31 protein-coding genes and 1 tRNA gene are annotated in these 26,300 nt (G+C 58.5%); 11 read left to right on the plus strand and 21 right to left on the minus strand.

The annotated features are described in order from the left end of the window. Window positions 1-4: 4 nt before the first annotated feature. From EV561_RS01650 to EV561_RS01660, 3 genes are all read right to left on the minus strand, one after another. A complete protein-coding gene (locus EV561_RS01650; RefSeq protein WP_132516948.1) occupies window positions 5-1,030 on the minus strand; it encodes a PHB depolymerase family esterase in 1,026 nt (341 codons plus the stop codon). Between the two features lie 163 nt (window positions 1,031-1,193). Continuing rightward, complete coding sequence (locus EV561_RS01655; protein WP_132516950.1) at window positions 1,194-1,406, minus strand: hypothetical protein; 213 nt, start codon at window positions 1,404-1,406, stop codon at window positions 1,194-1,196. Between the two features lie 398 nt (window positions 1,407-1,804). Continuing rightward, window positions 1,805-2,695, minus strand: a complete 891-nt coding sequence (locus tag EV561_RS01660; protein WP_132516952.1) for an NAD-dependent epimerase/dehydratase family protein — start codon at window positions 2,693-2,695, stop codon at window positions 1,805-1,807. A 104-nt stretch (window positions 2,696-2,799) separates the two neighbouring features. On the opposite strand from EV561_RS01660, the gene EV561_RS01665 reads away from it, so the two are divergent. After that, on the plus strand, window positions 2,800-3,711 hold the full coding sequence (locus tag EV561_RS01665) for a LysR family transcriptional regulator (protein WP_132516954.1): 912 nt from the start codon (window positions 2,800-2,802) through the stop codon (window positions 3,709-3,711). A gap of 40 nt (window positions 3,712-3,751) precedes the next feature. Here EV561_RS01665 and EV561_RS01670 read toward each other — a convergent pair whose 3' ends face one another. Further along, the gene (locus EV561_RS01670) at window positions 3,752-5,047 is read right to left on the minus strand and encodes an epoxide hydrolase family protein (RefSeq protein WP_132516956.1); all 1,296 of its coding nucleotides are present in this window, start codon (window positions 5,045-5,047) and stop codon (window positions 3,752-3,754) included. Between the two features lie 636 nt (window positions 5,048-5,683). Here EV561_RS01670 and EV561_RS01675 point away from each other — a divergent pair. Genes EV561_RS01675 through EV561_RS01685 form a run of 3 tightly spaced genes read left to right on the plus strand, consistent with a single transcriptional unit; the run spans window position 5,684 to window position 7,769 of the window. Further along, window positions 5,684-6,409 carry an SDR family oxidoreductase gene (locus EV561_RS01675; RefSeq protein ID WP_132516958.1) on the plus strand — a complete coding sequence of 242 codons (726 nt, stop codon included), beginning with the start codon at window positions 5,684-5,686 and terminating at the stop codon, window positions 6,407-6,409. Continuing rightward, window positions 6,403-6,891: a RidA family protein gene (locus EV561_RS01680; protein ID WP_132516960.1), complete on the plus strand. Its 489-nt coding sequence runs from the start codon at window positions 6,403-6,405 to the stop codon at window positions 6,889-6,891. The genes EV561_RS01675 and EV561_RS01680 overlap by 7 nt, the downstream gene beginning before the upstream one ends. 2 nt (window positions 6,892-6,893) lie before the next feature. Continuing rightward, the gene (locus EV561_RS01685; RefSeq protein WP_245512584.1) at window positions 6,894-7,769 is read left to right on the plus strand and encodes an enoyl-CoA hydratase/isomerase family protein; all 876 of its coding nucleotides are present in this window, start codon (window positions 6,894-6,896) and stop codon (window positions 7,767-7,769) included. A 60-nt stretch (window positions 7,770-7,829) separates the two neighbouring features. Here EV561_RS01685 and EV561_RS01690 read toward each other — a convergent pair whose 3' ends face one another. Genes EV561_RS01690 through EV561_RS01705 form a run of 4 tightly spaced genes read right to left on the minus strand, consistent with a single transcriptional unit; the run spans window position 7,830 to window position 11,732 of the window. Further along, a complete protein-coding gene (locus tag EV561_RS01690) occupies window positions 7,830-8,501 on the minus strand; it encodes a response regulator (RefSeq protein WP_132516965.1) in 672 nt (223 codons plus the stop codon). Window positions 8,502-8,537: 36 nt separating this feature from the next. Further along, window positions 8,538-8,912 carry a response regulator gene (locus EV561_RS01695; RefSeq protein ID WP_132516967.1) on the minus strand — a complete coding sequence of 125 codons (375 nt, stop codon included), beginning with the start codon at window positions 8,910-8,912 and terminating at the stop codon, window positions 8,538-8,540. Then, complete coding sequence (locus tag EV561_RS01700; protein WP_132516969.1) at window positions 8,909-11,074, minus strand: PAS domain-containing protein; 2,166 nt, start codon at window positions 11,072-11,074, stop codon at window positions 8,909-8,911. The genes EV561_RS01695 and EV561_RS01700 overlap by 4 nt, the downstream gene beginning before the upstream one ends. Beyond that, window positions 11,058-11,732 carry an MEDS domain-containing protein gene (locus tag EV561_RS01705; RefSeq protein WP_132516971.1) on the minus strand — a complete coding sequence of 225 codons (675 nt, stop codon included), beginning with the start codon at window positions 11,730-11,732 and terminating at the stop codon, window positions 11,058-11,060. The genes EV561_RS01700 and EV561_RS01705 overlap by 17 nt, the downstream gene beginning before the upstream one ends. Window positions 11,733-11,982: 250 nt before the next feature. Here EV561_RS01705 and EV561_RS01710 point away from each other — a divergent pair, with 250 nt between their 5' ends. Continuing rightward, the gene (locus EV561_RS01710; protein ID WP_132516973.1) at window positions 11,983-12,180 is read left to right on the plus strand and encodes a hypothetical protein; all 198 of its coding nucleotides are present in this window, start codon (window positions 11,983-11,985) and stop codon (window positions 12,178-12,180) included. Window positions 12,181-12,261: 81 nt separating this feature from the next. Next, the gene (locus EV561_RS01715; RefSeq protein WP_132516975.1) at window positions 12,262-12,468 is read left to right on the plus strand and encodes a hypothetical protein; all 207 of its coding nucleotides are present in this window, start codon (window positions 12,262-12,264) and stop codon (window positions 12,466-12,468) included. Window positions 12,469-12,536: 68 nt separating this feature from the next. On the opposite strand, the gene EV561_RS01720 is transcribed toward EV561_RS01715, so the two are convergent. Next, window positions 12,537-12,613, minus strand: a tRNA-Pro gene (locus tag EV561_RS01720). 170 nt (window positions 12,614-12,783) lie between these two features. Here EV561_RS01720 and EV561_RS01725 point away from each other — a divergent pair. Then, window positions 12,784-12,966 carry a hypothetical protein gene (locus tag EV561_RS01725; protein WP_132516977.1) on the plus strand — a complete coding sequence of 61 codons (183 nt, stop codon included), beginning with the start codon at window positions 12,784-12,786 and terminating at the stop codon, window positions 12,964-12,966. A 204-nt stretch (window positions 12,967-13,170) separates the two neighbouring features. Continuing rightward, window positions 13,171-13,524 (plus strand): response regulator, encoded by a 354-nt coding sequence (locus tag EV561_RS01730; protein ID WP_132516979.1) that lies wholly within the window; start codon window positions 13,171-13,173, stop codon window positions 13,522-13,524. Between the two features lie 13 nt (window positions 13,525-13,537). On the opposite strand, the gene EV561_RS01735 is transcribed toward EV561_RS01730, so the two are convergent. From EV561_RS01735 to EV561_RS01760, 6 genes are all read right to left on the minus strand, one after another. Continuing rightward, on the minus strand, window positions 13,538-14,074 hold the full coding sequence (locus tag EV561_RS01735) for a MerR family transcriptional regulator (RefSeq protein ID WP_132516981.1): 537 nt from the start codon (window positions 14,072-14,074) through the stop codon (window positions 13,538-13,540). Window positions 14,075-14,267: 193 nt separating this feature from the next. Next, window positions 14,268-14,606 (minus strand): integration host factor subunit alpha, encoded by a 339-nt coding sequence (locus EV561_RS01740; protein WP_132516983.1) that lies wholly within the window; start codon window positions 14,604-14,606, stop codon window positions 14,268-14,270. A 110-nt stretch (window positions 14,607-14,716) separates the two neighbouring features. Then, window positions 14,717-15,688: a beta-ketoacyl-ACP synthase III gene (locus EV561_RS01745; RefSeq protein ID WP_132516985.1), complete on the minus strand. Its 972-nt coding sequence runs from the start codon at window positions 15,686-15,688 to the stop codon at window positions 14,717-14,719. Window positions 15,689-15,706: 18 nt separating this feature from the next. Beyond that, the gene (gene plsX / locus EV561_RS01750; RefSeq protein ID WP_132516987.1) at window positions 15,707-16,753 is read right to left on the minus strand and encodes a phosphate acyltransferase PlsX; all 1,047 of its coding nucleotides are present in this window, start codon (window positions 16,751-16,753) and stop codon (window positions 15,707-15,709) included. 100 nt (window positions 16,754-16,853) lie between these two features. Then, the gene (locus EV561_RS01755) at window positions 16,854-17,414 is read right to left on the minus strand and encodes a DUF177 domain-containing protein (protein ID WP_132516989.1); all 561 of its coding nucleotides are present in this window, start codon (window positions 17,412-17,414) and stop codon (window positions 16,854-16,856) included. Between the two features lie 10 nt (window positions 17,415-17,424). Next, window positions 17,425-18,018 (minus strand): ubiquinol-cytochrome C chaperone family protein, encoded by a 594-nt coding sequence (locus EV561_RS01760; protein ID WP_188079952.1) that lies wholly within the window; start codon window positions 18,016-18,018, stop codon window positions 17,425-17,427. A gap of 222 nt (window positions 18,019-18,240) precedes the next feature. Here EV561_RS01760 and EV561_RS01765 point away from each other — a divergent pair, with 222 nt between their 5' ends. Further along, window positions 18,241-18,750 carry an outer membrane protein assembly factor BamE gene (locus EV561_RS01765; RefSeq protein WP_132516993.1) on the plus strand — a complete coding sequence of 170 codons (510 nt, stop codon included), beginning with the start codon at window positions 18,241-18,243 and terminating at the stop codon, window positions 18,748-18,750. A gap of 78 nt (window positions 18,751-18,828) precedes the next feature. Here EV561_RS01765 and EV561_RS01770 read toward each other — a convergent pair whose 3' ends face one another. From EV561_RS01770 to EV561_RS01780, 3 genes are all read right to left on the minus strand, one after another. Further along, window positions 18,829-20,964, minus strand: coding sequence for a sodium-translocating pyrophosphatase (locus tag EV561_RS01770; protein WP_132516995.1), 2,136 nt, complete (start codon window positions 20,962-20,964; stop codon window positions 18,829-18,831). Window positions 20,965-21,267: 303 nt separating this feature from the next. Next, window positions 21,268-21,750, minus strand: coding sequence for a transcription antitermination factor NusB (gene nusB, locus EV561_RS01775; protein ID WP_132516997.1), 483 nt, complete (start codon window positions 21,748-21,750; stop codon window positions 21,268-21,270). Between the two features lie 3 nt (window positions 21,751-21,753). Continuing rightward, window positions 21,754-22,209 (minus strand): 6,7-dimethyl-8-ribityllumazine synthase, encoded by a 456-nt coding sequence (locus tag EV561_RS01780; RefSeq protein WP_132516999.1) that lies wholly within the window; start codon window positions 22,207-22,209, stop codon window positions 21,754-21,756. A gap of 182 nt (window positions 22,210-22,391) precedes the next feature. Between EV561_RS01780 and EV561_RS01785 the strand changes: the two genes are divergently transcribed. Together EV561_RS01785 and EV561_RS01790 are read left to right on the plus strand one after the other, a co-directional pair. Continuing rightward, window positions 22,392-22,895 carry a cupin domain-containing protein gene (locus tag EV561_RS01785; RefSeq protein WP_132517001.1) on the plus strand — a complete coding sequence of 168 codons (504 nt, stop codon included), beginning with the start codon at window positions 22,392-22,394 and terminating at the stop codon, window positions 22,893-22,895. 53 nt (window positions 22,896-22,948) lie between these two features. Further along, entirely contained in the window at window positions 22,949-23,488 is a 540-nt protein-coding gene (locus EV561_RS01790) for a GNAT family N-acetyltransferase (RefSeq protein ID WP_132517003.1), read from the plus strand. A gap of 94 nt (window positions 23,489-23,582) precedes the next feature. Here the strand turns inward: EV561_RS01790 and EV561_RS01795 are convergent, their stop codons facing one another. The 3 genes from EV561_RS01795 to EV561_RS01805 all read right to left on the minus strand — a co-directional run bounded on the left by EV561_RS01795 (window position 23,583) and on the right by EV561_RS01805 (window position 26,093). Next, on the minus strand, window positions 23,583-24,281 hold the full coding sequence (locus EV561_RS01795) for a class I SAM-dependent methyltransferase (protein WP_132517005.1): 699 nt from the start codon (window positions 24,279-24,281) through the stop codon (window positions 23,583-23,585). 19 nt (window positions 24,282-24,300) lie between these two features. Continuing rightward, a complete protein-coding gene (locus EV561_RS01800; RefSeq protein ID WP_132517007.1) occupies window positions 24,301-25,107 on the minus strand; it encodes a hypothetical protein in 807 nt (268 codons plus the stop codon). 413 nt (window positions 25,108-25,520) lie between these two features. After that, entirely contained in the window at window positions 25,521-26,093 is a 573-nt protein-coding gene (locus EV561_RS01805) for a cytochrome b (RefSeq protein WP_132517009.1), read from the minus strand. Window positions 26,094-26,300: the final 207 nt, after the last annotated feature.

Below are 26,300 nucleotides of genomic sequence, written 5' to 3' on the forward strand. Positions count from 1 at the left end.
GGTCTCAGCGCTGATCAAGCCGCCAGGAATGGACCATTGCTTCCGGCGCTGAGACAGGCGCCGGCAGCATGAAGCGCTCTGTCTCGTTTGAAGGGTTGCGGTTTGCGCGCGTTGCGCGGACCGGCAACCCGTGACCGAAATCATCGAGCGTCACCAGTTCCACAATCGTCCTGCCGCGGCTGTCCTGCCATCGCTTGCGGGTGGCGCCGTTGCGTCGGTCGTCTTTCGCCTGCGCCCAGTCCAGCCCATGCAATGCCAGCCATTGTGATAGCGAGGCTTCAGCATTGCCGATCGCCACGACCTGGTCGGCGGCTCCGTGCCAGATGGAAACGGCTGGAAAGTTTACGGCGTCAGGGGAGACATGGTGCACGAACTGCGCCCATTCATCAGGCGTATGCTGCACCGGATTTTGCATGACATGCAGGGCAGACATCGCGTCCCGCGCGGAACCGAAGGGTAGACCGGCAACGATCGTTCCGGCGCCAAAGAGATCGGGATAGGTGGCAAGCAAGGCGGCCGCCATGGCGCCGCCAGCGGAGAGGCCCATGACGAATACACGATCAGCATCGATCGAATGGCGCTCGGACGCAAAAGCGATCATCTCCCTGATCGATCCCAATTCGCCACGGTCGCGTGTGACCTGGCTCGGCCGGAACCAGTTGAAGCATAGGTTGGAATTGTTGGAGGGCTTCTGCTCCGGATAGAGCACCGCAAAACCGTGCTGCCGCGCCAGTGCGGTCCAGCCGCTCGCCTGATCGAAATCCGCAGCGTTCTGCATGCAGCCGTGGAGAACGACGACCAGTGGCATGGCTTTGCCGGCCGGCCTCGGCGGCACATATTCCAACATCCTGAGATTGCCGGGATTGCGACCGAAGCCTGTTACCTCGACGAGACGCCGCGCCGGGGATCCTTGCCCGCGATCGGGCTGATCGGACCCAAAGGGAGATTCCAGTCCGGACAATATCTGTTGTTGAAAAGCAAAGGGGTCGGCGAGCAGACGGCTGAGCCGTGTGGGAAATTTCAGACGCATTCGGAACCTTTCCGGTTCGATCAGGAACCGTCACTTTTGCCGCCACCGCAATGCGATAATATTTGTGCACCGCAGCAATAATAGGGCAAAAGTTGCTTCCGGATAGGCCTAAAATGCCAAGCCGTCGAAAATCATCCAAAAGATGGAATTGATCGGTGGGGAATCAGAGATAGGCCTTGGCAAGGGCCAGCAGCTTTGCGTCTTCCTTGACGCCATGGCGATAGAGCTGAATGATCACTGCGCCGAGCCGTTCGGCTTCAGGACCCTTTCGGGCGATGCCCCGCTCCTTGCATGCCGCCGCCAGCACGCCGTCGAGCACGTCAAGATCGTCCGAAAACAACGGCAAATCCTGCGGATGAATGGAAGATTTCAACATCTACGCCGCCACTTCTTGCCAAAAATTAGATGAGACTGGGTTATCGCCAGCCCCCTCTTTTAGCCGCCGATGAAATGAGTATGCTCTCCGACCTTACCCTTGGCAAGAAAGCTTTTCGTGATTGGAACAAATAGAGCGGCGATGCGTTTCATGACTTTATTTGCGCTGTTTCCGAGAGCAAGTGAGGGAAGCGGCAAGGTCTTCACAGGTAAGCCAAAATCGGGTTTGCGCCTTACGATCCGATCTCGATCCTGGCGCATTCAAGGCGCCTGCCATGGGACCACTTTTCTGGCACTCCGGCAGCGCGGTTTTACTCATTCGGCTGCCATCTGCGGATTGCTGATGGACATGGTGGGCATCGTGGACGCCGAAAAGGCGTCCACGGGAGGAAAATCGATCTATCGGGGCATCTCGCTGCGGATCCATTCCGTGATCGAGGTTGTCTTCGGCTTCCATCCCAGATCCCTGGTCGCGATATGGCCCCTGACGCGGCTGTTGGAGCCCAGTCCGAACACGGCCATTTCACGTCCCCAGGTGGCAATAGCCTCGTCCGCTGACATGGATCCCGCTTCGCCCAGTTCAAGACGGTCGGCGACGGCACGCACGACATTGCCGAGTTCTTCCTCACCGCTTTCGACATAGAGGAAAGTGCCGGGCTTCGCGCTATCAAGGGCAAGCAGGTATAGATCTACGACATCGGCGATATGGACGTTGGACCAGCGGTTGAGGCCGCGTCCGATGTAGCGTGCCTTTCCTGTCTCGCGCGCGTTACGGGCGAGGCGCGGAACCTGGACGCTCTCGGCCGGAGTGCCGAGCGTGTTGCCGTAGATCATTGTGTTGCAGAGAACCACGGAGCGGACGCCGGACGCGCCGAGCACGAGCTGGTCGATCGCTACGCGGGCGACCTTGTCCGGCTCCGGCTCGATCTTGGCGTCTTCGTCATAGATGCTGTCCGAGGGCTCGCCCATGGCTTCGTCACCGACAATGCTGCTGCCGCTCGTATGAAGGAACGCCTTGCCGCTTCCCTCGATCCCCCTAAGGATGGCTTCGACCGCGCCGCGATGATCGCTGCTTGCGGTATTGATCACAGCGTCCGCCGCGCGGGCCTCTTCGGTGAGGAGCGAGGTGTCATCAAGGGTTCCGATCACGGGTTCGATGCCCGTGCGCACCACATCGGCCGCCTTTGCCTGATCGCGGACGAGGCCGCGAACGGTATGCCCCTTGGCGACGAGGGCAGCGCCGACCGAACCACCGATATAGCCGCTGGCGCCTGTGAGGAAGATTTTCATGTTCGAATTCCTTTCCGGGATGTTTGTCCTCATTCCAGATAGACATGTCGGGCTGCGATTATTATATCCGCAGGGAGAACACTTATTGTGAACTGCAGGACATAATGTCGAAGCTGGTCATGGAGCGCCTCGGCGAAATGGAGGTCTTCGTCCGCGTCGTGTACGAAGGCGGTTTCTCGAAGGCCGCGAGAAGTCTGGACCTGACCCCGTCAGCCGTCAGCAAGCTGATTGCGCGACTGGAGGAGAGGCTTGGCGCGCGTCTGCTGGTACGCACCACCCGCAGCCTGACACTCACCGACGAAGGCCGGGCGTTTTTCGAGGCAAGCGGCCGAATCCTTCAGGAGGTCAGCGACGCGGAAGATGCCGCCGCCTCCGGTTCGGTTCGTGGCAGACTGAGGATCACGTCCTCGCTGACGTTCGGCAACATGTTCGTGGTCCCTCACCTCGATGATTTTCTCGCTCGCAATCCGGACCTTGCCGTGGAGCTCGCCTTCACCGACGACCTCGTCAGCCTGCTTGCCCAGCAGGCAGATGTCGCGATCCGCATCGGGCCGCTCTCCGACAGTTCGCTGACCGCCCGCAAGATCGGCGACGTTCGCCGCGTGGTTTGCGCGTCGCCGAACTATCTCGACAAACATGGGGTGCCCGCCGTTCCGGCCGACCTTGAACCCCACCAATGCATGAGCTTCACGTTCAGGACACCCAAGGACCGGTGGCCTTTTCTGATCGAAGGAAACGTCGTGGAACAGTTGACGCCCGGCAGCATCGAGGTCAACAACGGCGAGACGATGCGCCACCTCCTGCTTGCCGGCGCCGGCATCGCCCGGGTCGGCCGTTTCATCGTCGCGAATGATATCGAGGCCGGCCGGGTCGTGCCTCTTCTTGAGGATTTCAATCCCGGCGACGTGGAGACGATCCATGCCGTCTATGTCGGCGCCGGCCCCCTGCCACGCCGCGTCCGGGCCTTTATCGACTTTCTCATGGAGGTTATCCCGCCCCGGCTCGCCGTTCTATGAACGGGTAACCAGGGCGGTGCAGCACCGCCATGCCGTGGCTCTAGGTTCGCAGGGACCGGAAGGATTCGCGCAATTCCTCGGTGAAGACGGTGGGCTGCTCCCAGGCAGCGAAATGTCCGCCCTTCTGAGGCCTATTGTAATGGATGAGCTTTGGATAGGCTTTTTCCGCCCAGCTCTGCGGCGCCTGATAGATCTCGTCGGGGAATGCGCTGACAGCCACGGGTATCTTGATACCCCTCGGGTCGAAGAAGCCGCCTGACGGAAAATGCGCGTTGTCCCAGTAAAGGCGGGCGGAGGAGATCGCCGTATTCGTCAGCCAATAGAGTGTCACATTGTCGAGGATATCGTCGCGTGTCAGCCCTTCGGGCTTACCGTCGAAGACGCGAGCAATCATGTCGTAGCTGCGGATGTCATGGTCGAGCATCCACGCTGCAAGGCCGATCGGAGAATCCACAATCCCGTAAAGGGTTTGCGGCCGATTGTTCATCTCGATCGCATAGCCGAGACCATTCTTGTAGAAATCGTCAAGTTGCTCATAGGCGTGCTTTTCGTCGGGCGAAAGATCCGCCGGCGCCGGCGCGCCCGATGCGAGTGCCTTGGCGATGTCGGCTGGGACGGTGGCGGCCATGTTGGTGTGAATGCCCAGCAATCCCGGCGGTTGCTGCACGGCCATCAGCTCGGAGATGGCATTGCCCCAGTCTCCGCCCTGGGCGACATATTTGGTGTAGCCGAGGCGGTCCATCAGTACGGCCCAGGCCTTCGCAATACGCGGCGGATTCCAGCCCGGTTCGGTCGGCTTGCCGGAGAAACCATAGCCGGGGATCGACGGAACCACGACGTGGAAGGCATCCGACGCAGTGCCCCCGTGAGCCGTCGGATCCGTCAGGGGAGCGATGATCTTCATCTGCTCGATGATCGAGCCCGGCCACCCATGCGTGATGATGATGGGCAGCGCATTTTCCTGTTTCGACTTCACATGGATGAAGTGAATCTCCACGCCGTCGATTTCGGTTACGAATTGCGGAAGGGCGTTCAGCCGCGCTTCGACCTTGCGCCAGTCATAGTTCTTGGCCCAATAGTCGGCGAGCTTTTTGATCGTGGCAAGCTGCACCCCTTGGGTATGGTCGTTCACCGTTTCCTTGTCCGGCCAGCGGGTCGCTACGACACGCTGATGCAGATCCTTGAGTTCTTTGTCGGTCGCGGAGAAATGAAAGGGCTTGATGGAGGCGCTATCATTGGTGGCGGCAAATGCTGCCGGCACGAGACCCGCGGCGCTGGCGGCGGCGGCAGTGGCAAGTATGCTGCGCCGGGTGACCGGCGATGATAGGGCCGACATGGCTTCCTCCTATGCGTTGGTGTTGATCTACGCGGCTTGAGGGTCGTCACTTAAATCGGGCTGCATTCAATAGCTTTGGATCGGCTTGGACCGGTACACCGGCGCTCTGAAGATCAGTCGCTCGTAGTCCGCGAGCATTGCCGGCTGCGGGGTCAGGATGGCCAATTCAGGACGGCTATTCTATTGTACCATGGTGTCGCCGATGGCCCAGCATTTGCGGGCACGGGTAACCTTGGGTTTGATGGCGTTCGCAGCCACGCCACCCGTCCACATTGATATGCTGAGTTTCCTCGATCAAGCGGGCCGAAGGGTCGCTTGATCGGTGCTAACTGTCAAGCAGCAACCACAGCCTTGCCGAGAGCGACCAGAGCAGTCTCGTAGAGCGTTCGGTCTCTCCAAAGATTTATTGTACCTCGGTTCCGGCCTTTGTTGTTGCCATCCGAACCAACATCCGCCGACACCTTGGTGCAATAGTCGTCCCCTCAATTTCGCGCGATGATCCACTCAGTCGACGGGCGACGAAGTCACCGGGCGGTCGACACAAATGCAGATCGGCAGTGAATTCGAGGTGATCTCCCCTGGATGACCGCCACGCGAACGGCTGCCGTTTTCGCATCCAGAGACACGGAGGCAGGAATGGATTCGAACAAGACCATCTTGATCACCGGCGCATCCCAAGGCATCGGCGCCGGGCTCGTGAAGACGTTTCTCGACCGTGAATACAACGTCGTCGCGACGTCGCGGAACATCAGCGAGACCGCAAGATTCGACCGATCGAGCCGGCTGGCGCTGGTCGATGGCGACATCGGCGACCCCACTACGGCGGAGAAGGTCGCCCGCACCGCCATTGAAAAGTTCGGATCGATCGACGCGGTTGTGAACAATGCCGGGATCTTTTTCACGAAGCCGTTCCTAGACTACACGATCGAGGACTTCAGACGGCTTTCCTCGACCAATATCGAAGGTTTCATCTATCTGACGAAGCACGCGATCCGACAGATGCTGCGCCAGAAATCCGGGGGAAGCATCGTCAGCATAACGGCATCGCTGGCCGATCATCCCATTGCCGGCATAACAGCCTCTGTCGCGATGATCACCAAGGGTGGCATCAACGCCATCACCAAAAATCTCGCCATGGAATTTGCGCGGGAGAAGATCCGGGTGAATGCCGTTGCGCCCGGCAGCGTCGAGACGCCGCTGCATGAGCGCAGTCCAAAGGACTTCCTCAGATCGCTATCGCCGATGGGCACGATTTCCAGTGTCCAGCAGATCGCCAATGCGGTCGTCTATCTGACCGAGGCAGAGGATATTACCGGGGAGGTGCTGCACGTCGACAACGGCGCACATCTCGGCAAATGGTAGGCGTGGGAAAAGCTGCCGGCATCGAGCCGGACCGTCGCCTGGTTGAGCTGGACATCGCCCTTCCACCTGCGCCGACGCCCTTCGGCGCCTATGTCGAGGCGATCCAATGCGGGCCTTTTTTATTCCTCAGCGGCATGCTTCCTGTCATCGGCCATGATCCGAAATATATCGGGCGGATCGGCGATGAGTTGGGAGTTGCCGAGGGTTACAACGCAACAAGGACGGCCTGCCTTAGCGGACTGGCCGCCGCGAAAGCTCACCTTGGTTCCCTCAACCGGATAAGCAACATCGCCAAGCTTGGCGTCTATATCGCCACCGCAGGCGATTTTCGAGAACATCCCAAGGTCGCGGACGGAGCGTCAGAATTGCTGCTGGAACTGTTCGGAACGGACAGGGTCCCTCCCCGCATCGTCCTTGGTGTCGCCAGCATACCGCTGGGGATGCCGGTCGAAATCGAGCTCGTCTTCGAGATCAAACCCTAGCGATCATCTCGCTTATCAACCTTCGTATGGAGAGAGTCATGGAAGTCAAATCACCTGCCCAGATCAAAGTTGACAAGCGCACGCCTGGCTACTGGCGGGTGACGTTCAACAACCCTCCATTCAACATCTTCGGGCCTGAAACCATTCCGCAGTTCGAGAAGGTGATCTCGGCCATCGAGACTGATCCGGACCTCAAAGTCGTTGTCTTCGACAGCGCCGTGCCGGGCTTCTTCCTGACCCACTACAATTTCACGCCACCACTTGCGGAATCCACCGGCCTGCCTTCCGGGCCGACAGGGCTTCATCCGCTCCCCGACATGCTGGTGCGGATCAGCAAGTCGCCGGTCGTCTCGATCGCCCTCATCCGCGGAAGAGCAACCGGCGTCGGCAGCGAGCTGGCGCTGGCAAGCGACATGCGCTTCGCAAGCCGCGAGAAGGCGATCTTGTCTCAATGGGAAGTCGGCGCAGGCCTGGTGCCCGGCGGCGGCCCGATGGCGAGGCTGCCACGGCTGATGGGACGAGGACGGGCGCTTGAGGTCCTGCTTGGGTCCGACGACATCAATGGCGATCTCGCGGAAAGATATGGCTATGTCAATCGTTCTTTCCCCGACGATCAACTGGATCCCTTCGTCGACGCACTGGCTCTCAGAATATCCGGCTTCGACCGGCAGGCGATCGCGGATACGAAGAGGCTGGTGGACTTTGCAAGCCTCCCCTCGAATCCCGAGATCGGGGCGGGCTGGGATGCGTTCATCACCTCGGTGCAACGCCCGACGACGCAAGCCAAGATCGGAAGACTGATGGAGATGGGGCTTCAGACGAATGCCGACATCGAAAGAAGGTTAGGCCATTACACCCAGACCTTGGCTGGCATATAGGCTGGAAGGTGCCCGCGCCGGCGGTCTATAACAGGCAGCGCGGGCACCCAACTCGCAGTTCTAGGAGTCGAGGCCGACGCCGAGCTTGGCGGACATTTTGACCAGATCCGGGAGAGAGCGTGCGTTCATCTTCCTCATCACCTGTCCGCGATGCGCCTTGACCGTGATTTCGCTGATACCCAGCTCGAAGCCCACCTGCTTGTTCAGCATCCCGGTCACGACGAAACGCATCACCTCACGCTCGCGGCGGCTGAGGGAATTATAGCATTCCCGCAGCACCTCCTGCTGGGCCTCCAGTCCCACCGTCTCGGCACTCCGTTCAAGCGCGCTCTCGATCGCGCCGATCAGGACCTCATCGCTGAACGGCTTCGTCAGGAACTCGACGGCTCCGGCTTTCATCGCCCTGACCGTCGTGGGTACGTCTCCGAATCCGGTGACGAATATGATCGGCATGTCTGCGCGATCTCCGGATACCAGCTCCTGCAGCTCGAGCCCGCTCAGATCCGGGAGATTGACATCCAAAATCAGACAACTCGGAACATGCATTCTCGGGAACGAGAGAAAGTCCTTCGCCGAACTGAACAGCTCCGGTCGCCATCCGGCCTGGCGGATGAGCAGTTCGAGCGATTCCCGTATCGAGATGTCATCATCAACAACGAAGACGACCGGCATGATATCTTTCGTGGCAACCGCACTCAGTTCTTGTGGTCTGGTCATCAGAAGCCTGTACATGCGATCTCTCCTTGACGTCGCCAGTTAACAAACAAATCAGTGGGATTGGAAAACGAGATCGAGCGCACCGCGCAGGTCGGTGTCGCTGAATGGTTTGAACAAGCACTCCACCGCACCGGACTCAAGCAAGGGCTCGCGATCCGCCTCTTCGCGGTGAGCGGTGATGAAAACGACGGGAATGGTCTTGCCGCGCCGGGTGAGTTCGCTCTGAAGTTCCGGCCCCGTCATCCCGGGCATTGCGATATCCAGGATCAGGCATTCGGTCTGCCCCAGAGCCCCGGAGACCAGGAACTCCTCTGCCGAGGAAAAGGCCTCGACCTTAAATCCGAACTCTCTGAGCAGGTCGGGCAGCGACTCTCTGACTGACTCGTCATCATCGACAACGGATACGAGGGAGGACAAGGGTTTCATGGCCGCTCCGCCTTACGCAAGACATGGACAGGGGCAAGCGAAATGGCTTCGGAAGCGATATCCGTTTGAGTGTAGGCAGGAACGGAAAACGCGAACGTGGCGCCTGGGCCGTCATTGGCCATCGCCCAGATCCGTCCCTTGTAGCTTTCAATGATAGATCGGCTGACGGAAAGGCCGATGCCCATCCCCTGCTCCTTGGTGGTATAGAAAGCCTGGAAAAGACGTTCACGCTCCTGGTCGCCGAAGCCCGGGCCGTTATCCTCGACCAGCAGGCAGACATTCCGGTCGCGCTGGAGTTCGGTGCGCATCACAAGATGCCTGGGACGATCACTGACCGAGCTCAGGGCTTCGGAAGCGTTGCGCAACAGGTTCATGATGACCTGTTGCAGCTGAATGCGGTCGCCGCTGACAAGTGGCAGGTCATCGGCGTATTTGACGTGAAGATCGACCTTGCCTCTGCGAAGGTCGCTCCACAGGAGTGCGACAACCTCACGCGCAGCCTCGTTTAGGTCAGTCTTCTCGACGACCGCAGCCTTCTTCCGGAACAGCGCACGCAGGCGCGCAATCACATCAGCAGCTCTGTTGCCGTCGCGGATGGTCCGACGCGCTGTCTCCAACGCGCCGGCAACATTCGGCGGATCGGCCGAAAGCATCCGCAGACAGGTGCTCGCATTGGTGACGATCCCCGCCAGCGGCTGATTGACCTCATGCGCAATCGATGCCGCCATCGTGCCGAGGCTCATAATCCGGGTCACTCTGGCAAGCTCGGTTCGAACTTCATCGCGCGATTCCTCTGCCAGGCGCCGCTGCGTGACATCCTGGACGGCCCCGAGGCACTCGAGCCTGCCGTCCCCGTGGTGGATGACATTGGCCGTTACCCGCACATGCTTGATGGCCCCGTCCCTGCCCTTCAGCCTGATCTCGTATTCCGAATTGTCCAATCCGTTGCGGACCTGCTCCATCTTTTCGGTCAACATCGCCAGGTCGTCGGGATGAATGCGATCGACGATATTGTTGATGCTCACCGCTGTACCGTCTTCGAACTCGAAGATTCGGTTCAATTCCTCGGAGAAAGTCATTTCGTCGGTATCGATCCGCCAGGAAAACGTACCCGTCAGGCTGATCCTCTGGCCTGCCGCCAGAAACATCTCGCTGCGCCGTATCCGCTCCTCTGCCCGCCTGCGTTCATCGATGTCCGTCAGGAGAGCATACCACCGGATGATGCCATTGCTTGCGTCGCGAAACGGCAGGCCGCGCACCTGAAACCAACGGTAGACACCATCAGAACGTCGCATGCGCGCTTCGAAATCATAGGGCTCTCCCGTGCCGATCGCCTTTGTAAAGTCTCTGATGACTTGCGGCAGGTCGTCGGGATGGACGAAGTCACTTGTCGCCCATTGCTTGAATTCCTCAAGTGTCAGTCCGGAGTATTTGACGAACTGATTGTTGACCGCTTCTACCTCGCCCAGCGGGGTAAAGATGGCGACCAGTCCCGAAATGCTGTCGACGATCAGCCGCGAGTTGCTCTCGCTGTCGCGAAGAGCAGCCTCTGCTCGTCGACGCTCGGCGATCTCGCGCCTGAGGGCCTCGTTGGTCGCCGCAAGTTCAGCGGTCCGCTGCGAAACCCTGGTGTCGAGTTCCGAGGCAAGGCGCCTCTGCACCGATAGCAACCGCGCTTCCTTCAGGGCTACCGTCGCCTGGTTGACCGCAACGCTGATCAGCAGCCGTTCTTCCCGCGACGGAAACTGAGGGCGACGGGAGCCCGCCACCAGAATGCCTTCCTCCCCCTGCATCCCAAGCCTCAGCAGGGCCACCGAGAATGCGATGCCGTCCAATGTCAGCACAGCTCTCTGCGGCCACGCCGCGAGGCTTTCACCGAGCGTTGAATAGAGCGCCTGCCAGATATCCTGGGATCGGCCGAACTGTATCGCATCCGCCATCCTGGCTATCGCAGACGGAATGCCGTCGCCTCCATCCGCCGAGCGCAGAAGCAGGAAGTCGACATCCAGCATGGTACGCAGGGCATCGGGCAAGGTATTGGCGATCTGGGCAAAACTGCCTCCGGCCCACATCGCTGAAAGCGTGAGAAGGCCGACAAGGTCGTTCATGCAACGGCGCAAGCCGTCGACCTCAGCGGAGGCGCGCTCAAGTTCCATCATCATTTTCTACCTCAGAACATGTCCAAGGGGACCCGGCGGCTCGTCGGCTGCGGAACTCTTCCAGGAACTGCGCGGGAGGAACGAAGAACGGATTTTCGTGCAATATCCCGCCGATGACGACCAGGGGATGACTTCTCATAACGTCCACGACGGTGTCGCCGCCGAATTTCGCCAGGTCGTAGACGCAGATCACCACGTCATCATGCTGGGACCAGACATCGTTGACCCGCGCTTCGAACTCGATCAGGTCGGCGACGTGGGAGCGACCGTCAGCGGCCCAGTCCATGTGGCAAACAATCCTGCTGAGCGGATATGGCCCCTCGGCATTGCCGCTGGCAAGTTCGGTAAAAACCGCAATCATCCGATCCTGATCAAACCGGCCGTCAGAGAGATAGGTGTCCGTATTGGTGCTGAGTTCCAATTGCCCGCTTTGCTCGGCCGCCTGCGTATTGATCCCGGCCTGTGAGAGCCGCTCGAGGTGGTTGGCGCGCTCGCCCGGATTGAGGAGATGCACAGCCTTGTGGCCACAGCAGAAACCATCGGCAATGAAGGGCAGAAGCACGCGATAGGCTTCTTCGTCGCTGTTGAAGAACGCGCAGACATGTCGTCGCTGGCGTAGCTCGAATCCGGCAAGGCGAACAGGCTCAGCATCAGATTTCACCCGAAACCCTCCACGTCTTGGTAACAACTTTGCCTGCCATCATGGAGGGCCGCATCAAGGGCGCATCGCCGGCCGCACTCCCCCTCGCCTCAGGATGCGCCTTTTGCGATCAAAGGTCTATTATTCCTTGGTGTCGATCTATCATTTCAGTCGCCCCATCTACCATTCCGCCGTCATGCGCCTAACATACAAGACGGCCCACAGAAACAATCGCAATATTGGCTTTCACCTCTACCGGAGAGACACTCCAATGATCGAAATACTCAGCCGAGACGAACTCGAGACCAGAATTGCCGAGGTCAGTGAAAACATTCGCACGCTGATCGAGCAGGCCGCCGCAGTCAGCGGACCCGCCGATGAAGAGCGGATCAACGACCGGATCGAAGAGCAGCAGGCGCTCTACGAGGAACTCGTCAAGCAGCGCGACGCCCTTGATCGATCGAAATAACTTGAGATTCCAATAAAGGAGCGCGGACAGAGTGGGTTTGCGCTCCCGTACTTGCCAACAACTCAAAGGGGGAGACCAGAGATGGCGGATTTCAAGGCCGAGGACGAAGCGATCGGAACGTTGATCCTAATGGAGGAACTGTTTCAAACCATGGTGAAAGCAGGCGTATTGCCGGCGGCCGATATGGCGGACGTGGTCCGCGGCGCGGTCGCGAGGCTGGATACGACCGATCATTTCGGTGCAGGCGCCGCTATCCGGCACTATTTCGAAAATTGGCTGTCGAAGTAAATGGAGCGCCGAGCTTCCACTACGAAAACTCGATTTTCGATTTTGACTAGGGATATCAAGGATTTAAATGGTCGGGGCGACAGGACTTGAACCTGCGACCCCTTGACCCCCAGTCAAGTGCGCTACCGGGCTGCGCTACGCCCCGACCTGCCGAAACGGCTTGCATGCTTTATGAAATTGGGTTTCCAAGCGCAAGCGGAAAATCGCACGGGCGTAAAAAATCGATCTCGGGGCAACGGGAAAAGACAAACGAGCGTAGTTGCCTGCGGAACCAATCCGGCCCCTATAGGCTTCCTCCTTCAAAGGAGAAGCCTTATGTCCACCAATGATCAGAATGTGAAACCCGAGCAACGCGCGCCGAAGGATGTTCACAGGATACCGGAAAAGCCGGAGCCCGCGGACGAAGAATCCGTTGCTACGCCGACGGTGCAGCCGGCTGGCGCAAAGGACAAAAGCGAGCGCCCGGTTGTCGATCCGATAACTGGTGGCGTCGTCTGAAATCGCTTGGGAAGCACGTCACATTCGAAGCAGTCACGGGAAAATGAGGCCTTGGTGCCGTCTTCCTTGAGGCACCCATGCGCGTCCACGGAAGTGGCATATTCGAACGCCAAGACCGTCGCGCCATCGATCATCATCGATGGCTTGACAGTGTGATGTATCGGTACACATTACCCCAATAATCAGGGGGATTTTAGGATGGGAATGAACGGACGTATCCTGATCGTCGAGGATGATGCGCTGATTGCCATGGTGCTGGAGGATATGCTGTCCGAGCTGTCCTACGAGGTTGCCGGCAAGGCAGCCGATCTGAATGAGGCACTGGCATTGGCAGGCAGCATCACATTCGACGCCGCAGTGCTTGACGTGTCACTGGCAGGCAAGAGTTCGCTGCCAGTCGCCAAGCTGCTCGACGAGAAGGGCAAACCTTATCTTTTCGCGACCGGCTACGGCAGCCTGCCTGATGGGATGGCAAGCGGCAATCATCAGGTGCTGAACAAGCCCTACCAGCTTCATCAGCTGAAGGCGGCGCTCGCCAGCCTTAAGACCACATCCTGATTGATATCGGAATTCAGCGCACCTGATCGAGCAGACGCTTGCATTCGAGAAGATCGTAGAGCGTTTCCTGCAGCAGGGCCCTGTCCTCCTTGCCGACGCTCGATTTGCCGAGAGAAACCTCCGGCATGTCGTCGTTGCCGCCGAAATTGAAAAAGCGGCGGCTGACCGGCGCCTTGGCTCTTCCGACGATCTGGTCGTCCTCGGGGCCGCCAACCCGCGGCTCTGCCGGCGCCGGCTCCTGGGCTGTCGAAAGCGCCTCGACGCTTGCCAGGTCGCCGTGGCCAACGGCAATGACGAACTTGTTGCCGTTCGTCTTCAGGAGCTTCTGCACGCCCTTGATCGTATAGCCATGATCGTAGAGGAGATGGCGGATGCCTTTGAGAAGATCGACATCTTCCGGACGGTAATAGCGCCGTCCGCCGCCGCGCTTCATCGGCCTGATCTGCAGGAAGCGCGTCTCCCAGAACCGCAGGACGTGCTGCGGCAGATCAAGATCATCCGCAACTTCGCTGATCGTGCGAAAGGCATCGGGGCTCTTGTCCATCGTCATACTCCCAACGCAGCATCAAACATGAAGGCGCTCCCTAGAACGACTCATCATATTTCAACGGTTTGCAGGAAGAAATTCAAGTCACATCTTGAATTGTTTCACAGCGAAACGACCGATACCCCACCGGAAAGGCAAAGAAAGGATCCCATTTCGGCAGACCTGGATATGTAGAATGATGGTAAGCGGACGCTGCTCAGGAGGCAGGGTTTTGCGGCCGTGCCTTTATCTTGCGGCTCGCATGCGACTTCAAAATCCGCGTCTTCAAGACGTTGGAAGCCTTGAAGGTCATGACGCGGCGGGGCGAGATAGGGACCTCTTCGCCGGTCTTCGGATTGCGACCGATGCGTTCATTCTTGTCGCGCACCTGAAATGTCGCGAAAGAGGAGAGCTTAACCGTTTCGCCACGGACGATGGCATTGCAGATCTCGTCGATAACCGTTTCGACAAGCTCTGCCGATTCTGTCCGGGACAGGCCGACTTTCCGGAACACCGACTCCGCCAAGTCCGCCCGCGTCACTGTCTTACCAGTCATGGTTCCCCGCCCGTTTTGCAATCGAATTTTGTGTAAGCCGCACGAGACTATTGCCCTTGCGCCAAGCGGTCAAGCTCTTGTTCGGAATCAGATTTTAGGTATTGGGCGCGCTACCAGCGCAGCAGAACCGCACCCCAGGTAAAGCCGCCGCCCATGGCCTCCAACATCACGAGGTCGCCCTTCTTGATGCGACCGTCGCCGGCTGCCGCAGCGATGGCCAAAGGGATGGACGCAGCCGACGTATTGCCGTGAAGATCGACCGTAATCACAACCTTCTCGGGAGCAATTCCAAGCTTCTTTGCGGAGCCTTCGATGATGCGGCGATTGGCCTGGTGCGGGACCAGCCAGTCGAGGTCATCGGCCGTCGTGCCTGTGGTGTCGAATGCCGCCTGGATGACGTCAGTGATCATGCCGACCGCATATTTGAAGACCTCGCGGCCCTCCATGCGCAGCTGGCCGACCGTGCCGGTCGACGACGGGCCACCGTCGACATAGAGCTTGTCCTTGTGGGCGCCGTCGGAGCGCAAGCTGGCCGTCAGCACACCGCGGTCTTGAGAAGTCCCCTCGCCTTCAGCGGCCTCAAGAATGAGGGCGCCGGCGCCATCGCCGAAGAGAACGCAGGTCGTGCGGTCCGTCCAGTCGAGGATGCGCGAGAAGGTCTCCGCGCCGATGATCAGCACGCGCTTTGCCAATCCGCCGCGGATATAGCTGTCGGCGGTGGTCACGGCGTAGACGAAGCCGCTGCAGACGGCCTGCATGTCGAAAGCAAAGCCGTGATGCATGCCAAGGCGGTTCTGAATGTTGACGGCCGTTGCCGGGAAGGTGTTATCAGGCGTCGAAGTGGCGCAGATGATCAGGTCGATATCGGCAGCGGTCAGGCCTGCATTGTCGAGTGCCGCGCGGGCCGCCTGCTCGCCGAGGGAAGCGGTCGTCTCGCCTTCGCCGGCAATATAGCGCTGGCGGATACCGGTACGCTGGACGATCCATTCGTCGGACGTTTCGACAATCTTCTCCATATCGCGATTGGTGACGACACGCTCTGGAAGAGCCGCCCCAAACCCGCGAACAACTGAACGGATCATGCTGATTTTACCTCGCCCTCATGCTGCTTCCGGCCCGATGGGTGGCTGCCGCTTGGCATGATATCTTTTAAGATCGTTTTCTATTTTCTGAGTAAGGCCATTCTTAGCCATGTCGTAACCGACATCGATGGCCGCGGCAAAGCCCTCGGCATTTGCGCCGCCATGGCTCTTGATGACGATGCCGTTGAGGCCGAGGAAGACGCCACCATTGACCTTGCTCGGATCGAGCTTTTCACGCAGGAGGTCGAACGCACCCTTAGCGAACACATAGCCGATCCTGGCAAGCAGCGTGCGCGACATAGCGGCCCTTAGATAGCCGGCGATCTGCTTTGCCGTGCCTTCCGCCGTCTTCAACGCGATATTGCCGGAGAAACCTTCCGTCACGACGACGTCGACCGTGCCCTTGCCGATATCGTCGCCCTCGACAAAGCCGGCGTAATCCAGCGATTCGAGATTAGCCTCGCGGATCAGGCGGCCGGCATCCTTGACCTCTTCCTGCCCCTTGATCTCTTCCACGCCGACATTCAGGAGGCCGACGGTCGGACGCTCGATCTCAAAGAGCGCGCGCGCCATGGCGCCGCCCATCAGCGCGAAATCGAGAAGCTGCTGCGAATCGGCTCCGATCGTCGCTCCGACGTCGAGAACGATGCTTTCGCCCCTGAGGGTCGGCCAGATTGCGGCAATTGCCGGACGCTCGACATTGGCCATGGTGCGCAGACAGAATTTCGCCATGGCCATCAGCGCGCCGGTGTTGCCCGCCGAGACGACGACATCGGCCTCATTCTTTTTCACAGCCTCGATCGAGCGCCACATGCTGGAGACGTAGCGGCCGCGGCGCAACGCCTGGCTCGGCTTCTCGTCCATGGCGACCGCGACCTCGCAATCGTGAAAGACCGATTTTCCCTTGAGCTTCGGATATTTATGGAGGAGCGGTTCGCATTGCTCCTTCAGGCCGTACAGTAGAAAGGTTATATCGGGATGCCTTTCCAGCGCCTTGGCTGCGCCGGGGATGACAACTTCCGGACCAAAGTCGCCGCCCATGAGGTCGAGAGAAATTCTGATCACGCGTCCCTGATCCTTGCTTTTCGCCACTTCCAGCGAAATTGGCGCCAAAATACCGTTTCTGCCTTCGCTTACAACTAATTTATGTCGAATGCGATGCAGGCTAGTCCTTTTTCCAGTCTTTCAACGCGGCAAAGGGGGAAGGTTTCCGGTCGGCCTCGCCGGAGTCTTCGATATGGCCATCGAATTCGATTCCGGGCTTGCGCGGATAGGGATCGATGGCGAGTGCTGCGAATTCGGTGACGACAGCACCGACATCGATCGTGTCGCCGCTGAAGCTCTCCGGCAGGTCAGGACCATCGGGATCGAGAATCATCTCGCCCGCCTCTCCCGACGGAGCGCGCGCAAGTTTGGAGCCTTCCGGAACGAAGATCTGCTCCAGGTCCTCGGAGATCTCGGAAGGAACCGGGTCGAGCGTCACGACACAGGCCTGAACGAGCTTTGCCCGCACGTTGCCCTTGACGCGGATGCCGTCGCGCTTCCAGCGAGAGATCTTCAGGTCGGCGGCGAGACTCTCTACGGACAGCACGTCCCAGAGCTTGGCAAGATCCTCCAGTTCGGACTTGTCCGCCTCGATATGCACGTCTACCGGATTGGCGGAGATATGGCCAACCTTCACCGGATAGGAAAAGGGGTTCTCCGGATCTCGCTTTGTCTTCGTCATCGTCTTCATCCTACGCCGGCAGCGGCAACGTCGCAGAGCCGGTCGCTATCTCGGTCTCCGAAACAGCCGTCAAATGGCGTTCGGCAACCATCATCCATTCCGCAAGATCATCCATCGCAGGAGCGCTCTCGTCTTGCTGCGGATAGATATTGCGTCGAAGCGCGGATGCCAAGGCCGCGCAATCATTGCCGTCCATCGCCGCCGCGTAGGATTCCAACCGCCCGTAGAACATTCCGGCAAGCTTCTTCATGCGCTTGGGCACGCTGTTGTCGCCGATCCCCAGTTCGCGGATCGAATAATCGATATCCTGGAAAAAGGCATCGACGATCTCCTGGGCGATCTCCTGCCCGCTCGTTTCGGACGAGCGCGTCCGGCGAAAGAACAGGATCATGACAACGGACAGCATTTCGAAGCGGCCCATGACCGTATCCGGCACAGCCAAACGCTCGTAGAAAACCGGCGTCCGCGCAATCGCGGTCAAAGCCGCATATTGCCGTTCGACGATGATGTGATTGTGGTTTTTTTTGCCAAAGAGCCCGAAGATCATGAAAATTCCCAGAATAGGCTCATTCTGAGCGCTGAGCGGCGTAAGGCCTTGTTGCATCCATCAGAAAGCTGGTTTACCGAAGCAGGCGCGAATTGCAATGCCGTTTGTGCCCGCTTCGAGGACCCGCCCCCCAACCTGTCGTCACGCACCTGCAACGATCGGTCATGAAGAGTGCCGGACAAACATCGCCATGGTTTTCCGTTTATCGCGGAAAGGCCACAATGATGTGCACAGCAAGGTCGGGCCGTTTTGGCCAGAGGATTGATTACATTAGGGGAGATGTCGTTGAAGAGACGGGATTTCAAGTCTGACAGAACTTTCATCAGCAACGCCGCCATCGCCCTTGTGATCGCGACCGTAAGCCTTTCCAGCTGCCAGACCAGTGAGGTCATCAACGGCGGCTACATTTTCGATCAGCAGTCGCTCAATCTCGTCCCGGTCGGTTCCAGCCGCGAGCAGGTCCTCCTGTCGCTGGGCACGCCGTCGACAACAGCGACCTTCGATAACGAAGTCTTCTATTACATTTCCCAGAAGCGCGTGCGCCGCGCTGCCTTCATGAAACAGCAGGTCGTCGACCAGCACATCCTTGCGATTTATTTCGACAAGGACGGCAACGTCTCGCAGCGAGCCGACTACTCGCTCAAGGACGGCAAGGTCTTCGACAACATCAAGAGCGTAACGCCGACGGGCGGCAAGGATCTTACCTTCCTGCAGCAGATTCTGCAGGGCAGCGGCACCGGTGCCGGCGCTGCGAAGAACTTCCTCAACAACCTCAATCCCGGCCAATAAGCCATCGGGCGACGGAACGAAAAACCCGCGAAGCTCTCGCTTCGCGGGTTTTTCATGCGGTTCGCTTCACTGCTGAAATCAGGCGAGAACGGCCAGCAGCAACAGCGCGACGATATTGGTGATCTTGATCGCCGGATTGACGGCCGGACCTGCCGTATCCTTGTAGGGATCGCCGACGGTATCGCCGGTCACCGACGCCTTGTGCGCCTCCGAGCCCTTCATGTGACGGACGCCGAGCTTGTCGACGAAGCCGTCTTCGAAGCTCTTCTTGGCATTGTCCCAGGCACCGCCGCCCGAGGTCATCGAGATCGCGACGAACAGGCCGTTGATGATGACGCCGAGCAGCGAGGCGCCGAGAGCCGCGAAAGCGGATGCCTTGGAGCCGGAAATGATCAGCACGCCGAAATAAACGACGAGCGGTGCCAAAACGGGCAACAAGGACGGGATGATCATTTCCCTGATTGCCGCCTTCGTCAGAAGGTCGACGGCACGGCCGTAGTCCGGGCGCTCCGTACCCTGCATGATTCCCGGCTTCTCCTTGAACTGACGGCGAACCTCCTCAACGATCGCTCCCGCCGCACGACCTACCGCCGTCATGGCGATGCCGCCGAAAAGGTAGGGAATGAGACCGCCGAACAGCAGACCGGCGACCACGTAGGGGTTGGAGAGATCGAAATTGATCGCCCCGATATTGGCGAAGTACGGGTACTGGTCGCCATGGGCCGCAAAATACTGGAGGTCGTTGGAATAGGCAGCGAACAGGACAAGCGCGCCGAGGCCGGCAGAGCCGATGGCGTAGCCCTTGGTTACGGCCTTGGTGGTGTTGCCGACTGCATCGAGCGCGTCGGTCGACTTGCGAACCTCCGGCGGCAGATGCGACATTTCGGCGATACCGCCGGCATTGTCGGTGACCGGGCCGAAGGCATCGAGGGCGACGATCATGCCGGCGAGACCGAGCATGGCAGTAACGGCAATGCCGGTACCGAACAGGCCGCCCAGCTGATAGGTGGCGAGGATGCCGCCGACGATGACGAGCGCCGGGAGTGCGGTAGATTCCAGCGAGACAGCCAGGCCCTGGATGACGTTGGTGCCGTGGCCTGTGACCGAAGCCTGGGCGATCGAGACGACCGGGCGCTTGCCCGTGCCGGTATAATATTCGGTGATGACAACGATCAGGGCGGTTACGATCAGGCCGACGAGACCGCAGACGAAGAGACGCAAGCCGGTAATCTCAAAATTGGCGACGGTGCCGAGCGAACCCCAGCCGACCGTCAGTGACGTCGCGGCGGCAAAGCCGATGATCGACAGGACGCCGGTTGCGATCAAGCCCTTGTAGAGCGCACCCATGATCGATCCGTCGGTACCGAGCTTGACGAAGAAGGTGCCGATGATCGAAGTGATGATGCAGGCGCCGCAAATGGCCAGAGGATAGGTCATGGCGGCGCTGAGAACGGGCGTGCCCGCAAAGAAGATCGAGGCCAGCACCATGGTGGCGACAACAGACACCGCATAGGTTTCGAAGAGGTCGGCCGCCATGCCGGCGCAGTCGCCGACATTATCGCCGACATTGTCGGCGATCGTCGCGGGATTGCGCGGATCGTCTTCCGGAATGCCGGCCTCCACCTTGCCGACGAGGTCACCGCCGACGTCAGCGCCCTTGGTGAAGATGCCGCCGCCGAGACGGGCGAAGATCGAGATGAGGGACGCGCCGAAGCCGAGCGCCACCAGCGCATCGACGACTTCACGCGAGCCATCCGGCAGGCCGAGTATCTTCGTCAGGATGAAATAGTAGATCGAGACGCCAAGCAGGGCGAGGCCCGCGACAAGCATCCCGGTTATGGCGCCCGATTTGAAGGCGATCTCGAGGCCGGCTGCCAGGCTGTGGGACGCTGCCTGTGCAGTGCGGACATTGGCACGGACGGAAACATGCATGCCTATGAAGCCTGCGGCACCCGAAAGGACGGCGCCGATCAGGAAACCGATGGCAGCTGCACCCGACAAAAGGAGCCATGTGGCGATAAAGACGACGACGCCGACAACAGCAATGGTTCTATACTGGCGCGTCAGGTAGGCCTGAGCCCCCTCACGAATATAGCCGGCGATTTCCTGCATGCGTGCGTTGCCCTGATCGGCAGCAAGCACCGATTGGGTTGCCCATATGGCATATACCACAGATAGCAATCCGCATACTATTACGCCTATAAGAATGCTCATGTTGCTTTTTCCTCTCCCCAAAAAGCCGGAAGTCCGACAGACCTCCGTGGCAGTCGGCAATGCGTGCCTCCCCCTCCAAGGATGGCAAACATGGCGCATGGCGAGATTGCTTTTGCGACAACGGCGCGTCAAGAGCGACGGGCCGGAAAATACGACCCTTCTTTGAAAGAATATTCGCAAGTAGTGCAAAGGTGCAAAAGGCTGGTATTGCACGTATTTTTACGAGAAGGCCCGATCGCCGACAACCGAGCGGCCGAAGTCGGCGTTGGGCTCGCTGGCGCATTCGGCCCGCGACAAATCAGCCTACTTCTTGACTTCGCCGCGAACCTGCTTGGCAATCCGGTCGAGAACGGCGTTGACGAGCTTAGGTTCGTCTTCCTCGAAGAAGGCGTGAGCGATCTCGACATATTCCGTCACGATGACAGGAACGGGCACGTCCTTGCGATCCAGGAGTTCGAAAGTGCCGGCACGCAGGATGGCGCGGACGGTGCTGTCGAGGCGGGAAAGAGCCCAATCGTCCTGCAGGGCGGAGCCGATCAACGGATCGAGCTTCTTCTGGTCACGGACGACACCCGACACGATGGAGCGGAACCAGGATGGGTCTGCCTTCAGATAGGTCTCGCCGTCCAGCTCCTGGCCCAGGCGATGCGCTTCATATTCGGCGACCACTTCGAGCACACCGGAACCGCCGATATCCATCTGATAGAGCGCCTGCACGGCCGCAAGGCGCGCCGCGCCTCGCTGGTTGGCCGTCTTTGCAGGTCGCTCGGCATCCTGATTGCTCATATCTTATGCACCCAACTTCTTCTTCAGGGCGATCATGGTGAGCGCCGCACGGGCGGCAAAACCGCCCTTGTCCTTTTCCGAACGGCGAGCGCGCACCCAGGCCTGGTCGTCGTTCTCGACCGTCAGGATGCCGTTGCCGATTGCCAGCGACTCGCTGACGGCAAGATCCATCAGCGCCCGCGACGATTCATTGGAGACGATATCGAAATGATAGGTCTCTCCGCGGATGACCATGCCGAGCGCGACATAGCCATCATACTCCGTTCCGCCGTTGTCGGCACCATCCAGCGCCATGGCAATCGCAGCCGGAATTTCCAGCGCGCCGGGAACGGTCACGACATCATAGGTTGCGCCGGCTTCGTCGAGGGCCGCCTTTGCGCCATCGAGAAGAGCGTCAGCCATGTCGTCGTAAAAACGTGCTTCGACGATCAGAATATGCGCATCAGAAGAGCTGGACATACATCACCTGCAGATGTGGGAGGGCGAAACGCCGAACAAGCGGCGGTCAAACCACGCCGCACCGCGCTTGGCAAGTGTTTTTCGGCCTTTCACGGGGATTTGGGGATCAGGACCGCAGAAATCGCGCCTTCCCCGATGGGGATCGGTTCTATAACAATTGGCGCCGAATTGGAGGGTATGAAATGAGCGAAGACCCACGTCCCGTTATCAACGTCGGAGAGCTCAAGCTCGAACATTGGACGCAAGGCGACTTCTTTGAAGGCCGCGATGCCTCCTTCGGTGCTTTGCTCGGACTGAAGGATCTCGGCATCAGCTATAACGAAGTGCCGCCAGGCAAGTCCGGCTGTCCCTTCCACAACCACCATGTCGAGGAGGAGATGTTCTTCATCATCAGCGGCGAAGGTGAATACCGGATCGGCGCGGACCGGATCGCCGTAAAGAAAGGCGACGTGCTGGCAGCCCCTGCCGGCGGGCCGGACACGGCGCATCAGCTGATCAATACCGGATCGGCTCCCCTCGTCTATCTCGCCATGTCGACCAAGGCGAAGGCGGAGATCGTCGAATATCCGGATTCCGGAAAATTCATGGCCAAGACCTATGCCACGCGCGAAAGGCCTGTCCGCTTCAGCTTTGTCGGCCGCGACGATACGGCCGTCGACTATTGGGACGGCGAGCCCGGCGCATAGTGCCGGGAGCCCGACAAGCATTCTTCCCTATTCGTTTTTGAAAGACGCCCTTTATGCCTGATATGCCGACCATTGAAACGGAACGCCTGATCCTTCGCCCGCATCGCCTCGACGATTTCGACGCCTGCAGCGCCCTGTGGGCGGATGCTGATGTCGTGCGTCACATCGGCGGAACGCCCTCGACCCGCGAGCAGAGTTGGGCGCGAATGATCCGCTATGCCGGGCTCTGGCACCATCTGGGCTTCGGCTTCCTGGCCATCGAGGAAAAGAGCAGCGGTCGGTTCGTCGGCGAGGCCGGCTTCCATGAAGTGCTTCGGGATATAGTGCCGTCCATCGAGGGGACACTCGAAGCCGGCTGGGCATTTTCACCCTCGGTCCATGGACGCGGCTATGCCACGGAAGCTCTTCAAGCCATGATAGGCTGGGCCGAGGCCAAACTCCCCGACCGCCGCATGACCTGCATCATCGCGCCGGAAAACGCCCCTTCCCTGCGCCTGGCGGAAAAGCTCGGCTTCCGGCAAATCGCCTTGACCACTTATTCCGGCAAGCCAACCATTCTGTTTGAGCGTTCAGCGGAAAACTCCGTCGCCTGATCCAATCGATCGATAACTGCAGAGCGTTGGGACAGCGAAACAGGTCCGTGGGGGCGGTTGCGGACGAGCCTGTGGTCATGTGCGCACGAGGAAGCTATTGCGGGTTCTTGGGATTTCTCTCCAGCACAACGGTCTGTGCCTGGGGGTGAAAACCACGTTTTTCGGCGACCAGCTTATATCCGGCGCTCAACAATACGTCCTCATGGACCGGATTGTTATAGATGGCGATGACCGATTGGTTCTGAAGCTTAGCCAAAACCGGGCGCAATATAGTCTCGTCAAAAGGGTGATAGAGATAGACGATAACGTGCCCACCCAATATGCTGTAGTCGAATTCGGTGGCGTCGGCGCAAAAGAAAGCGCCGTCCTTTCCAATGACTTTTCGATAGTTATATTTCGCCTGCTCAATCAGATAATCATAATAATCCATTCCATAGACGTTTTGCTCAAGGCGGCGCTTTCGAAGCATTTGCTTCCATTTGATCGCCACCTTCCCGCGGCCGCATCCGATATCGATGAAAGCGTATTTCTCAAAGTCCGGGCCGAGCTTGTTTCGGCATATCTCGAAACCGAAGACTATTTCGCTGGTCCAGGAACTCGAATAATGGACACCATGCGCCAAATTATTGATTCTGCTTGAAAAAGCGCCTTTCTGTACCTGTGTGATCGTGTCTATTCCATTGACGGCATCGAACAGTATGCGTTCCTTCACGTTCGCGTAGATCAGGCGCAGACTTTTCTGCCTGACATACTTCAGAATTGTCGATGGACCGCCGCCAAAAATTGAACCCATCCGCCACCTGCCGGCAAAGTTAGCCCCATTGGAAATTGATCGTCGCCTGACGTCTTCTTGTCGCGCGGCATGAGAGGCGCGATCTTGCCAAGCCCGACCACTCCGGCTGCGTCAGCGTCTCGTCGTCAACCGGCCCCATGACGAAAGCACCTCTTCCGCCCGTTCGATCGAAGGCGCAGCGGATGGCGCTGAGAAGCGTGTACCAGCCCACACCGGCGACCGCGTGCTCTGCGCCTCCTTCAAGATAGAAGATATGCCTTCCCACGTCGACGCAGGTAGCAAACCCTAGGACGGTCTCGTCTTTCCGACAAACGACCGACCGGATATGTTTCCTCAGGACTGCATATCGCAAGACATGCCGCAGCAGAGTCAACGGAATTATATTCCCGATCTTCTTCCTGAGAAACGTTGCGTTTTTTAATCGGAACAACGCGAGCGTATACTTAAGGCCATTTATGGCTTCGTATATTTTAAGTCTTTCCGCTTCTTGCGTGTTGTTTATTTTGTTGAAGTTACGCCGCGCGTTTGAACTGATGGACTTCCAATAGCTGCTCCAATCGGGCCAGGTCTCGAATTCGACAACTTCCAGATAGACGGGGCGAACATTCTTGATCTTTAAACCGTCTATACATGCCAAATCCTGATCTCTTGCGATCTCGGTAGACCACTCGGATCCGTAGATATATTCTCCGGGGCCAATATTTTCGAGCACCCCGAGCAATGCATCTTTCCAGAGATAGTTATAATCGGGCAACAACTGAATTTGGTCAGAGAACGTGCGAACGCTTGAACCTACCAAAACCGCACATTGACCTACCTTCAGCAATCCTCCTTCACTCTGAACAAAGAAATCAAATCTTTTTATGTATATTGCTCTACTAGCCAGTAAATAAAAAAGGTTAGCCCTATATAGGCATCGATAAGAAACGTCACACCTTCCCGCGAAAAGATCCCACTCTTCCGGATTAGATTTACTTCGCCTAACTAGTAATTTTAGTTCGACATGTGTGAGCATAAACTTTTTTTATATTCAATTCACGCATTTTTCAATATATCCGCTGATCGCTTTCGATTTTAATTTTTGGCGACACTTGATTTCTATTATCTTCTGGATGGTGCCGTTAAAGATTTTTTATTTCGGATCTTGCTTCTTCGGGCTCATAACCGAGCAGTTGAGCTGATTTCTGATCAAGATTCCCGATGGAGCGCCGGACACAAACAGGCCCGGCGCCCGATTGATCAGCTGATCGGCAGCATGCGCTTCAGGACGTCATCCTTCAGCAGGTAGTGGTGGGTCAGAGCCGCAACGGCGTGACCAAGAGCAAGGATAATGATTGTCCAAGCAGCGTAGTTGTGCAGCCATTCGAACCATTCAGCGAGCGGCTTGCTGGGACCAAAGAGGCTCGGAATGGAAAACACGCCGAAGAACATGAAAGGTTCGCCCTGCGCCCAGCGCAGGAGATAGCCAAGCACGATCTGCGCGGTCAGCAGGAGGTATAGCAGATGATGCATGCCCTTGGAGAGGACGCGCATCAGGCCTTGTTCGGTCGACGCCAGCTTGCGGCCGCTCGTGTTGCGCCAGTAGAGCCGCGCGATGAAGACCACCGTGAAAAGAATACCGAGGGAGATGTGCAGCGCCTGCAGGAACTTGCGCGGCGGCGAGCCTCTCGCAAACTCGTTGTTCCAGAGATAGGCGGCGACGAAAAGCGCGATGACGAGAAGCGCGGACAGCCAGTGAAGGGTGATCGTCACCCTGTCATATCGGGATTTCGGGCTTTCAACAGAAGTTACAAGGGTTTGGTCGACGGCCATGGGAGGTCTCTTCCTGCAGGTTCGAATTGGGGCTAAATCGAGGCCCGCGACATAACGCGCAGCAAAAAACCCTGCAACAGCAATAATTTAAGAGATTCTTGACAGTCAGGATTTCAATGCCGCTAAAATATGATTGAAATTATCATCTTAAGCCCTAAAATTTATGAGATTTACAGACAAGAATCCATTAATCACAATTGCGTGTGA

This window comes from Rhizobium sp. BK376 (genome assembly GCF_004341625.1).
Taxonomy (GTDB): Bacteria; Pseudomonadota; Alphaproteobacteria; order Rhizobiales; family Rhizobiaceae; genus Rhizobium.